Here is an 11345-nt window from a genome sequence, read left to right as displayed (position 1 = left end):
TAGAATCTTTAGAAGCGATTTTTTTGAATAGTGTAATTTTTGGAGAGTATCCATGTACGAGAGATTTACAGAACGCGCGCGTAAAGTTATGAGTTTATCAAGGCAAGAAGCACAAAGGTTTAATCACGAATATATAGGAACAGAGCATATTTTATTAGGATTGATACAAGAAGGAAGCGGTGTTGCAGCTCGCGTATTAAAAAATATGGACGTGGAACTGAGAAATGTACGCTTAGAAATAGAAAAAGTAGTTGAATCTGGTTCTAGCGTTTTACAGGTTGGTCAGCTTCCTTTCACACCTCGTGCAAAAAACGCTATACAATTAAGTCTAGAAGAAGCTAACAATTTAGGACACAGCTATATTGGAACAGAACATTTATTATTAGCATTACTTAAAGATAAAGAAAGTGTTGCAGCAGGAGCTCTAGTAAGTTTATCCATTAAATTAGAAGATGTTCGCGTAGAAGTGTTGGAATTTTTGGGAGCAGAGCATCAAGGAACAACTTCAACAAAAGCTATAGAAAAATCTAAAACTCCAGCAATTGATGCTTTTTGTCAAGATTTAACAGAGCTGGCGCGTAGTAAAAAGCTAGATTCTGTTATCGGACGCGAAAAAGAAATCGAGTGTGTTATAGAAACTTTGTTGTGTTGTATTAAGAATAATCCTGTATTATTGGGAGAAACTGGTGTTGGAAAAACAGCAATTATTGAGGGGCTAGCACAAAAAGTAGCCAAAGGCGATGTCCCTGAACAGTTGTACGATAAGCAAATTGTTGCGTTGGATTTAGCAATGATGATAGCTGGTACAAAATATCGCGGTCAATTTGAAGAACGTGCTAAAGCAATAATTACTGAGATGCGACGCTCAAAAAACATTATTTTATTTATAGATGAACTGCACACTCTTGTTGGCGCTGGTGGTGTTGGAGGAACTATGGATGCTTCTCATATTTTGAAAACAGCTCTTTCGCGAGGTGAAGTTCAATGTATTGGTGCAACAACTATCGATAAATATAGTGAATATGTAGAAAAAAGTAGTGTTTTAGCAAGCCACTTTCAAACTATAATTATTGAACCTCCTTGTAACGAAAAAGTTTTTCTTATTTTAAAAGAGCTACAATATAAGCATGAAACTCATCACTATGTTCGATTCCAAGATGAAACTATCAAAGTAATAGTAGAATTAGCAAGCCGTTATATGACCGGACGATTTTTGTTAGATAAAGCTATTGACTTGATGGATCAGTCGGCAGCGAAGTTGTGCTTAAAATCGAAAACTAAACCTTTAGAATTAAAGAAAATAGATGACGAAATTCGTCAACTAGATAGAGAAAAAGAGGAAGCTGTTATTGATGAAGATTTTAATCGCGCTATTAACTTTCGCGATAAAGTAATGAGACTATACAAAAAACGCAATCCAATCATTGAGAGCTGGCGCAAAGAGACTAGAGTAGTTATCGACGTAGATTTGTGTAGTATAAAACAAGTGATTTCTGAAACAGTTGGAATTTCTTATGCTTTGTTAGATGAACAAGTGAATTCACAATTAACGCGTTTACGCAACGAACTTAGTGATATTCTCGATACAGAAAGTAGAGAACATATTTGTAATTTTCTTTATCGAAAAATAGTTGGTGTTAGCGACACAAAAATTATTGCGCCTTTTGTTTTTTATGGTGTTTTAGACATTCGCAAAATACATTTAGCAAAACTATTAACCAAATTTTTGTGCGACGATGAAAAAAGTTTATACAGTATCCATGTTAACCGACTTGTAAATTTTCCAAATATGCCACGCGAATTAACAGAACTTTTGGAAAAGTTAATGTTAAAGCCTTTTGCAGTAATTTTTATAAAAGAAATACACAAAGCAAATTCTGATAATATTCAAATTTTGTCGCAAATAATTCATGGATATTTAATTGATGATGTTGGCAACTCTGTATCTTTTAAGAATACTATTATTATTATGAGTTGGGATGTAGTGGACTTTGATAGTAGCAATCAACAACAAATACCCCAAGAAATAGAGAGTTTGCTAGGAAATGACTTTGCTAGTATAAACAACATAATCTATTTCTCCTCTCTACACGATAGTAACATTCCAATTATTTTCACGCTAGAATTAGAATCGTTCAAGGATAGACTAAGGAAAAATAGTATATGTATAAACATTAGCAAGAAAGCTTACCATTTTCTTCTAAAGAGCTTTTGTAGTAAAGACCATAAGTTTTTTAGTACGAAACACTTCTTCAATCAACTTATATTAAATCCCATGTGCGAAAAATTAATTACTGGAAAATTAGATAAGGAATGCGGAGTTTTTATCGGCTGTGATAAAACAAGTTTGACTTTTACTGAAAATAACTAAGTTATTGTAAATGGGAGTTTGTTTAATGTACGAATGGTTTACTGAACGTGCACGCAAAGTAATGAGTCTATCAAGACAACAAGCACAAAGATTTAACCATGAAAACATAAGGCCAGAGCACATATTACTCGGGCTGGCAGAAGAAGGAAGCGGTGCTGCAGCTAATGTTTTAAAAAATATGGATGTAGAGTTGAGAATAATTCGTTTAGAAATAGAAAAAGTGATTGAACCTGGTTCTAGCACTTTACAGACTAGTCAGCTTCCTTTAACACCTCGCGCAAAAAAAGCTATAGAGCTCAGCTTAGAAGAAGCTAACAATTTAGGGCATAATTACATAGATACTGAGCATTTATTGTTAGGGTTACTTAGAGAAGAAGAAAGCACTGCTGCGAAAGTTCTTAAAAAGTTATCTCTTAAAATAGAGGATGTTAGAGAAGAAGTATTAGAATTTTTAGGTGCAGAGTTTCAACAAACTAGCTCAACAAAATCAAAAACACCTGCGCTTGATGCTTTTGGCAAAGATTTAACAGTTCGCGCAGAAAATTTAAATTTGGCTCCCGAGTATCAACAAGAAACGCAGCGCGTTTTTCAAATTTTACTATGCCAAAATAAAAGTCCTATTCTTTTAGATCTTTCGAGAACAGGGAAGAATATCATTACCAGTTTGGTACAACTAAAAAACTTTATGGTTCCTGAGCAAGTAAATGATTATCGCATCATTCAACTTGATTTGGCAATGTTAGTTGCTGGAACAAAATATCGCGGCCAATTAGAAGAGCGTATTATAGCTATTACAACGGAAACCGTGCGATCTAAAAACATTATTCTTTTTATTGATGATTTCCATATTCTTTTTGATATTCGCACCACATATTTACCGGTTTCTTATGCTATAAAACTAGCTATGTCTTCAAAAAAAATAAAACTAATAGCGGCGACTTCTACTTGCGAATATCGAAGAATGCTAAGACAAGATAATACTTTTTTAGGGTTATTTCAGCCTGTCAATATCGATTCATCTAATCGCAATCAAATGCAGCAAATTCTAGAACACAAGCGCAAGCAATACCAAAACTACGAACCTCAAATGCAGATACATAAAATAGAAAAAACTATTCGTTATTTTTTACCGCACTGCATTTCTTTAGAAGAAGCGCTTGGTGTATTTGATCGAATTATTGCAAAAAACAAGCTCTCTAATTCATCAGAAGACAGCGAATTTCTTACATGTGAATCTTTATCTGAGATAACAAAGATTCCTTTTCATATTTTACGCCATGCACTAGGACACAAATCGTTTGATAATGATTTTGATACCGATAAAAGTCACTACCAATCAATACTAAGAGTTATTTGCCAGAGGCTTACAGGTGTAGCAGAACCACTTGGAGTTCTTGGTTTTTTTGTATTACCTCTTTTTGAAGAAAATTGCGCTGCAAAATCTATATGCGAACATCTATTTCATCATTCAAAGTTTATTTCTTTCGACGCAGAAGATTTTTCTTCATTTTGTTTGGAAAAACTAAGTAAGCAGCTTTTTTATAACCCTTGCTCATTACTATATATCAAAAATATAAATCGAGCCAGTCCACAAATATTGGATCTAATTCTACAAGCTGCTACAACAGGATATTGGCAAGACGATTTTGGAAATAGTATTTCTCTTAAAAACATTATTGTTGTCGCGACTTGGGAAATGGACGCAATGAAAAACCAAAAGATTTTACCTTCAGTTACCAATAAACAAAAAGTAAAGGAACATTTCTTTCATGCAATTAATGTTCAGTTTAGTAGCGAGCTGTGTCAAAAAATAGATGATATACTGATTTCTGATCTATAACTTAGTAACAAGGATAATTAATGTACGAAAGATTTACAGAACGCGCACGCAAAGTAATGTCTCTTTCTAGAGAAGAAGCGCAAAGATTTAATAGCGTATATATTGGATCAGAGCATATTTTGTTAGGATTAATACGAGAAGGAAGTGGGGTTGCGGCTAATGTTCTAAAAAACATGGACCTTAGCTTGGATAATATACGTTTAGAGGTGGAAAAAAGTGCCAAATTAAGCGAGAATTTGCAAACCAAACAACTTCCTTTTACTCCTCGTGCAAAAAAAGTTTTAGAATCAAGTTTAGAAGAAGCTAACAATTTAGGGCACAATTACATCGGTACAGAACACTTACTATTGGGCTTGATAAAACAACAAGAAAGTACTGCGGCGCAAATATTAGGATATTTAGGAGTTCAATTAGAAGAGGTTGAGAAAGAAGTTTTAGAGTTTCTGAGTATAGAAGAAGACGAGGAGATTAAAACACCAGCTCTCGATCATTTCACCCAATATTCAACCAACATAAATAATCGTGGTGCAGTTAATTATTTTATCGGTCGAGATTGCGAATTACAACAAATGCAAGAGATACTTATTTGTCGCGAAAATCGTAATCCTCTTATAGTTGGTGAGATAGGTGTCGGAAAGACCACTATTGTTCATCAATTGGCACATTCTATGCCCGACTATCTTTTTTTGGGGTTGAATTGCGAGATACTGATGCAAGATATAAACAGTCCTGGTCAGTTAGAAGAAAGACTTAAAGCAATACTCGCTGAAGTTCGAAAATCTGAAAACATTATTTTAGTAATTGATGATATTCACAATCTAGCATTTTGCCATAAAGATGGTGGTATTAAAGCTTTTGATATTATAAAGCTGGATTTAAGAAAAGCCATTCGCTGTATAGGTATTACTACTAGAAAAAATTATTTTTTGTACATTAAATCTGACAAAACTTTAGATGCTAGGTTTCAACCAGTTATAGTACAGCCTCTTCCGAATAAAGACATATTGCTGATATTAAAAAAAACGCGAAAAAAATATGAGCAGTATTATGATATAGAAATTCGCGACTGTGCATTAACAAAAATAGTAGAAATTGCAGATCAACTTGAAACAGAGCGCGAAAAACCTACGCGAAATATCGATATGTTGGATCAATGTATTGCCAATATTCTTTCTAAAGTAACCGGATTTTCAATATATGGAGAAAACAAGACTCAATGGTGGCAAAAAGATACAAAATTTGTCTTAGATTCGAAAAGTGTTGCTAACTTTTTTGATCGTGTTCTATAAGCTTGTGTATCGCACATTTTTACTAATCTGAAATGCACATCACTTAATTTCTATAATCATGCAAATTAAAAGTGTGAAGGCTATTACATGCCAAAACGGAAGGGAACGGTTTTTTGCATCTTCGTAAGAAGAGTGTTTAAACCAGACGTAGATAAAAGCTATTGGACCAATACATGCCGTCATCAATAATCTATTTGGTTTAAGTCTATCTCCAAAAAAATGCTGTGACCACCAGTACTGTAAAAGCACTTATTATATGATATTTTTTCGCATGCATCTTACTTCCAGAATAATTTTTATTAAGAACACATTAAATTACAATATTAGAAACATCTCTTATTACTTCTCCTTCTTGTATTCTGTATCTATTGATATATCTACTATTCCTAACGTAGGATAGCAAAAACTTGTACTCATTTTTGTTTGTGCATTGTAATTTTTAATTTTGAGTAATTTTTTTATCGCTAGTTAGGGCGTCTCATCATTCAAAATATTGTGTGTTTTTTCGAGCCCGAGCCCGTTTGCGAGCCCGTTTCCGAAACTTTCACTAACAATTTATCAAAGAAGCAAAGTTTCTTTTTCCATCGCAAAAAACTAGTATTGAACCAATAAATCACTTTCTGTCGCTCTCAAAAAGTTTTCGGGCGCGGGCTCGCAAACGGGCTCGGGCTCAATACTACTGGCGTATCATTAAATGAATCCGTTATATTTTTATCTGTATTGAATGATGTTCTAGTTAAACATAAAACTAAAAATCTACGCATCGAACTTTTGACTATCAATAGAAGTTTAATGTACTACAAAAAAGGAACTGTTGCTGAAGATAGGAATTTGGTACAACGAGAGATTATATCAATTTTCTGAAGTTTATTTTTCTAAAGCATTTGCTAAATTTGCATAGTTCTTCTCTTTATTTTTTTCATGGCCCTTGGCACAGGTGTCATACTTTTCTTTAAGTCTTATGAAATTAGATAAAATGATGAATAAAATCCCGATTATTTTTTCCAAACATTATGATATTACTTTATGCGGTATAGAAAAATTACATCCTTTTGATACTTGTAAATATAGTAAAGTTTACAAATACTTGTGTAAACATCTAGCACTAAAAAAACAAAACTTTTATACGCCAGAAATTGTTAGCGAACAAGAACTACAAATAGCGCATTCTCCAGAATATTTAGCATCATTATCATCTTCAGCAAATGTTGCTAAGATAGCAGAAGTGAAGCTTTTGGCAATGGTTCCTAATATGTTATTACAAAATCGCTTATTAAATCCAATGAAATATGGAACAGGGGGGACTATTCTCGGTGGTGAATTAGCGATGAAGTATGGATGGGCAATCAATCTTTCCGGGGGATATCACCACGCAAAAGCCAGTAGTGGCGAAGGGTTTTGTTTTTTTGCTGATATTCCTATTGTTATTCGTAAATTGTGGAAGAAACAACCAGAACTAAAAGTGTTAATCATCGACTTAGATGCACATCAAGGGAATGGTTTTGAAGCTATTTTACAAGATGATCCAAGAGTTTGTACCTTTGATATTTATAACGGCCAAATATATCCTCTAGACATCACAGCGATGAAACATATTAATTTCGATTATCCACTGGCCTCTTATGTCAAAGATGAGGATTATTTGTCTTTTGTACAAGAAGGATTACAAAAATGTAATCAATTTAAAGCAGATCTAATTATCTATAATGCTGGCACCGATATATATAAAAAAGATCGTTTAGGAGGTTTGAGTGTTTCAGCAGAAGGAATTATTCAACGCGATCATCTTGTTTTTTCTTATGCAGTAGAGAATAAAATACCAATATTAATGCTGCTGTCTGGAGGTTACAGTAAAGACAGTGCTAATATTATTGGTCAATCATTAGTTCAAATATATAAAAATCATTTGTTAGCTCTACAATAATATTCAAAAAAATCAATTCGATAGTGTTCATAACAAGGCTATTTTTTGATCAGCTCTTTACCGCAAAAAATTGAGATTTATTTTTTACGAAAAAGGTGTTTATAAGGATGCATTGAAAACCATCGGAAAGGATTCCACGAAAAACAAATAAATAGATTTATTGAAATAGGCATAGATATACATCTTCTTGTCCACAGTTTCGTATAAACGTGGTTCTTCGGACACAGAATTATTATCTTAGGATTTTATCTTCTCTTACTTTTCAAAAACTAAATCGCTAAATTATAATAATTTGGGTCTTGTTTTCCAAGTTCAACAAGATGTTTAAATGGCATTGACATACGAGGGAAATACAAATTCTTTCTATTGATCAGCTTTCCTCTTTTTCCTTGTCCAACAATATCAAAACTAAAGAAGCAATGCCTCCATTCTCCGAAAGTAATAAAAATTTTTAAACTTTTTCGTTTCCTATCTATTACGAGATATATTACTCCAAGGGAAAAAAAATCACCTAACTTTTTACATCGAGAACATGCTTTACTTATTTTTTCGTAGTGAGAGAGGCATTCAAAGGAACCATGGCATCTACCAAAATGTAAAATAAAATTAAACATATAGGAAACAGTGTAACTCTAATTAAGTTTTTACCACATTTCCTATTTCTAATATTCTCCAATATAATGATTTACATCAAAAGCGCTTTGCAGTTTAGTAATGATATTATTTTGCAAATCAACCACAACTCTTATACAATGACCTTTGTGCCAAAAAAAATTCATGTAACAATTTTTAGCCAGGTTGCGTTTTTTATGAAAATTTACAGGATAAGAAAGATATAGGAAGCCAACTTTATATCCACCAGAATATAATAAAATCGGTAATTGTCGCAAAGAGTTATAATCCAACTTGATTAGTTCTTGAAATTTAGAAGATTTACTAAAAGCATCTTGTATCTCCGAATTCCTAGCTAGTATTTGCGAAATTTCCAGCCATTGATCTGAAGTCATTTCAAATCTAGGTAAAAATATCTTCAAATTTATGCATTCAACATTAGCACAAAGATCCTGTCTTATTAGTTTATTCAGCTGCTGTAATGGAATACCTATTTTGAAAGAGGATTTGTCAGATAGAGTAAAAAGAGTATATTGTTTTCTATCTTCAATTGTATTGACAATACACTCTTTTTTATTCCACGGAAATATAATTGGCATTTGTTCTTCATCTCTCAACAATTTGTCTTACTTTTTATCGATTTAATCCTGTTTAAGGACTTTTAAAAAAGCATCAAAGTTATTGTGGTAGTAACGACCGCTGGCGATCATCCCATTTAATTCAATTACTGAAAATCCTACGTTATAATCAACTCCGACATCCAAAATATAGTGTGCGGGAAATACATCTTTGTACTTCGTGATAAATCTTTCAACAAACTTATTTATATCTTTATGCGTATCGTATTGTGTTTCCTCATCAATATAACGAGAAATGCTTATCATTTGGTACTGTGAAACCCATACGCGATATTCTATTGGACCATGTTCATCGCAACAAAGATCCAAAGGTTCTGAAATAATGAGAATTTCATCGTCAGGAAGCGCAGCGAGTGAGTTTGCAATATCAAAATGCGAAATATTTGTATCTGTAATAATGCCAAAATTTTTTGTTTTTGACTTGATAAATACTCGGTCTCTTTCAGAAAAACTATTGAGTAGCTCTATATTTAACTGTGCTTTTGTGATTTCGAGTATCTTTCTTTTTGTAAACTCTAGAGATATATGCTTATGCCAGTTGGCAATAGCGCACTCATCTTGCCAAGTAAGAATACTTGAGCCTCCTAATGATTTTAAATACGAGAGAGGTTTTTCTATTTCTGCGCAAGAGCTTCGCAATAAAAGATTCTCATTCAAAGATGCAATAGCATTATGATGTTGATCGAAGAGTTGATATTCATAGTCATGACACTGGCCATTTTGATCAATGGAAAATTGTTGTGGAGTATTTGTGGCCACAATATAATAAACAGGAACATGATTTTTTTTGCATATCTTTATTTCTGTACAAATCATATTTGCTATGCGAAGTTCATCGTTTTCTGGATCGTTATTCAATTCTGGGCATGATAAAACATATTCAAGATATTGCCAGTTGGGTAATAGATACACAATTTCTAAATTCATTTCATATTCTTCTTTGTATTTTTCATTTTTGAAAAGTTTCGCTACTGGCAGTAATATGCTACTTAGTCTTTATTTTTAATTAACACCTAAAAAGGTATCGAAGCGTTTTGTAAAATAGATTTGCCTTTTCTCAAAGTAAAGTCTATAAATAGTGCTTTAAATCCTGGACATATACAAGTAAAGGGTCTCAAAATTGGCAGAATTAATATCTCCGCAGCGATTACTACGTACGATTACAGATTTTTTACATGCGTCTTGTAATCATATTTTTATAGTGCTTCCCAGGTTGGAAGTAAACAACGTTTTATTATACTACTTGAGAAAACTAGCTATACCTATTGTTTTTATTTGTTGCTCTTATTCTAAAAAGAGTCTAGATACTACTATAGCAAAAATAGAAAATCTTACAATTTTTGTTACAGATCGCATATTTGCACAAGTAATTCTCACCAACCATTCTGCGATTTACACCAACGTCGATTTTGAATATTACCTACAATATGATAGCCGTGGTATAGGCTTTCGAGTTGATAGACTACAAGACGCTATAGAATACAACACACTAAGACAGGAGATAGAAAGAGCTATTCGTTGCGGAACATGTCTCACCCACAACAGAAATATTACAACTGGTTTACGATATTGTATTCGTTGTAGAAAAGAAATCCCTTCAGCACAAGTAAAAGGTCTTAGGGCTTATGAATTTAAACCATATTCAATTTTATGTAATCCTTGTTTTGGAGTATGGAATATCTATAAGAACTATGAATATGGAGAGCAATGCTGTTATGTTTGCGGAAAATGCAATAACTCCAGTGTCGCTTACCCACTTTGTCGTTCTTGTTTTTGCAAACACAATTACTAAAGCTAGTCTACCAATTTTGAGATTAAATCAAAATAATGTCTCGTTCATTTATTCCTAAAATACTATTTATCTCGTTTGAAGAAGATGAAACTCTAAAATGCTTTTCGCAAGTAAAATAGTATCAGGATGTGCTTTAATTAATGGCAGAACATTCTTGATATCGCAACTAGGATTATTGGAGTATAGTAAAGTTTAACATAAATCAATATCAAATATTATCAAAAAATATCAAATTGTTCTTGTTGAAAAGAAAAACTAAAGTATAATAAAGTAATGAAACTATCAGAATATGCAAAAAAGAATTCAATAACTTATTTAACAGCTTATCGTCATTGGCAAAAAGGCTATATAAAAGGAAAACAACTCCCGTCAGGAACAATAGTTGTTTTCGACGAAAAGGAAAAAAAAGCTAAGGAAGAAAAGCCAAGCGTGATCATTTATGCACGAGTATCATCATCAGAAAATAAAAAAAATCTAGAGTCTCAGTGCAACCGCCTAAGAGATTATGCAAGTGCTAGAGGCTATCAAATAGCAAAAGAAGTCAAAGAAATAGGATCTGGATTAAATGATAAGAGAGCAAAATTAAAGAAAATTTTAGAATCAGATGATTGGGAAATTTTAATAGTAGAGCACAAAGATCGTTTGGCAAGATTTGGATTAAATTACATTGAAATATTATTAGCAAAAGAAAATAAAAAAATAGAAGTAATAAACAAAACAAGTGGTGATAAAGAGGACTTGATGCAAGATTTCGTAAGTATAATTACTTCTTTTTGTGCTAGATTATATGGGTTGAGAAGAAACAAGAGGCGAACAGAGAAAATTATAAAAGAGTTAGAAGAAGAAATGAGTAAAACTGAAAAATAAGTGAGTTTAAGC

8 protein-coding genes are annotated in these 11345 nt (G+C 32.7%); 6 read left to right on the top strand and 2 right to left on the bottom strand.

Features of this window, described 5'->3' with window-relative positions; all coding sequences use genetic code 11:
* Positions 1-52: 52 nt before the first annotated feature.
* The 4 genes from UABHE_RS26465 (at position 53) to UABHE_RS26450 (ending at position 7424) form a co-directional block, all read left to right on the top strand.
* Positions 53-2371 (top strand): Clp protease N-terminal domain-containing protein, encoded by a 2319-nt coding sequence (locus UABHE_RS26465; protein ID WP_372366317.1) that lies wholly within the window; start codon positions 53-55, stop codon positions 2369-2371.
* A gap of 25 nt (positions 2372-2396) precedes the next feature.
* Complete coding sequence (locus UABHE_RS26460) at positions 2397-4211, top strand: Clp protease N-terminal domain-containing protein (protein ID WP_372366316.1); 1815 nt, start codon at positions 2397-2399, stop codon at positions 4209-4211.
* Positions 4212-4231: 20 nt separating this feature from the next.
* Positions 4232-5500 carry a Clp protease N-terminal domain-containing protein gene (locus UABHE_RS26455; RefSeq protein ID WP_372366315.1) on the top strand — a complete coding sequence of 423 codons (1269 nt, stop codon included), beginning with the start codon at positions 4232-4234 and terminating at the stop codon, positions 5498-5500.
* Positions 5501-6476: 976 nt separating this feature from the next.
* A complete protein-coding gene (locus UABHE_RS26450) occupies positions 6477-7424 on the top strand; it encodes a histone deacetylase (protein ID WP_372366314.1) in 948 nt (315 codons plus the stop codon).
* A 662-nt stretch (positions 7425-8086) separates the two neighbouring features.
* On the opposite strand, the gene UABHE_RS26445 is transcribed toward UABHE_RS26450, so the two are convergent.
* Positions 8087-8635, bottom strand: a complete 549-nt coding sequence (locus UABHE_RS26445; RefSeq protein WP_372366313.1) for a hypothetical protein — start codon at positions 8633-8635, stop codon at positions 8087-8089.
* Positions 8636-8677: 42 nt separating this feature from the next.
* Positions 8678-9601 (bottom strand): ATP-grasp domain-containing protein, encoded by a 924-nt coding sequence (locus UABHE_RS26440; RefSeq protein WP_372366312.1) that lies wholly within the window; start codon positions 9599-9601, stop codon positions 8678-8680.
* Positions 9602-9794: 193 nt separating this feature from the next.
* On the opposite strand from UABHE_RS26440, the gene UABHE_RS26435 reads away from it, so the two are divergent.
* Both UABHE_RS26435 and UABHE_RS26430 read left to right on the top strand, forming a co-directional pair.
* Positions 9795-10466 (top strand): hypothetical protein, encoded by a 672-nt coding sequence (locus tag UABHE_RS26435; protein WP_372366311.1) that lies wholly within the window; start codon positions 9795-9797, stop codon positions 10464-10466.
* 273 nt (positions 10467-10739) lie between these two features.
* A complete protein-coding gene (locus tag UABHE_RS26430; protein WP_372365789.1) occupies positions 10740-11333 on the top strand; it encodes an IS607 family transposase in 594 nt (197 codons plus the stop codon).
* Positions 11334-11345 lie beyond the last annotated feature (12 nt).

It is taken from the genome of Candidatus Uabimicrobium helgolandensis (assembly GCF_041508025.1).
In the GTDB taxonomy this organism is placed as follows: domain Bacteria; phylum Planctomycetota; class Uabimicrobiia; order Uabimicrobiales; family Uabimicrobiaceae; genus Uabimicrobium; species Uabimicrobium helgolandensis.
This window is presented reverse-complemented; position numbering and strand designations above follow the sequence as displayed.

Coding starts and splice junctions, on each gene's coding strand:
- UABHE_RS26465 (WP_372366317.1), top strand. CDS start 53: ATGTACGAGAGATTTACAGAACGCGCGCGTAAAGTTATGAGTTTATCA.
- UABHE_RS26460 (WP_372366316.1), top strand. CDS start 2,397: ATGTACGAATGGTTTACTGAACGTGCACGCAAAGTAATGAGTCTATCA.
- UABHE_RS26455 (WP_372366315.1), top strand. CDS start 4,232: ATGTACGAAAGATTTACAGAACGCGCACGCAAAGTAATGTCTCTTTCT.
- UABHE_RS26450 (WP_372366314.1), top strand. CDS start 6,477: ATGATGAATAAAATCCCGATTATTTTTTCCAAACATTATGATATTACT.
- UABHE_RS26445 (WP_372366313.1), bottom strand. CDS start 8,635: ATGCCAATTATATTTCCGTGGAATAAAAAAGAGTGTATTGTCAATACA.
- UABHE_RS26440 (WP_372366312.1), bottom strand. CDS start 9,601: ATGAATTTAGAAATTGTGTATCTATTACCCAACTGGCAATATCTTGAA.
- UABHE_RS26430 (WP_372365789.1), top strand. CDS start 10,740: ATGAAACTATCAGAATATGCAAAAAAGAATTCAATAACTTATTTAACA.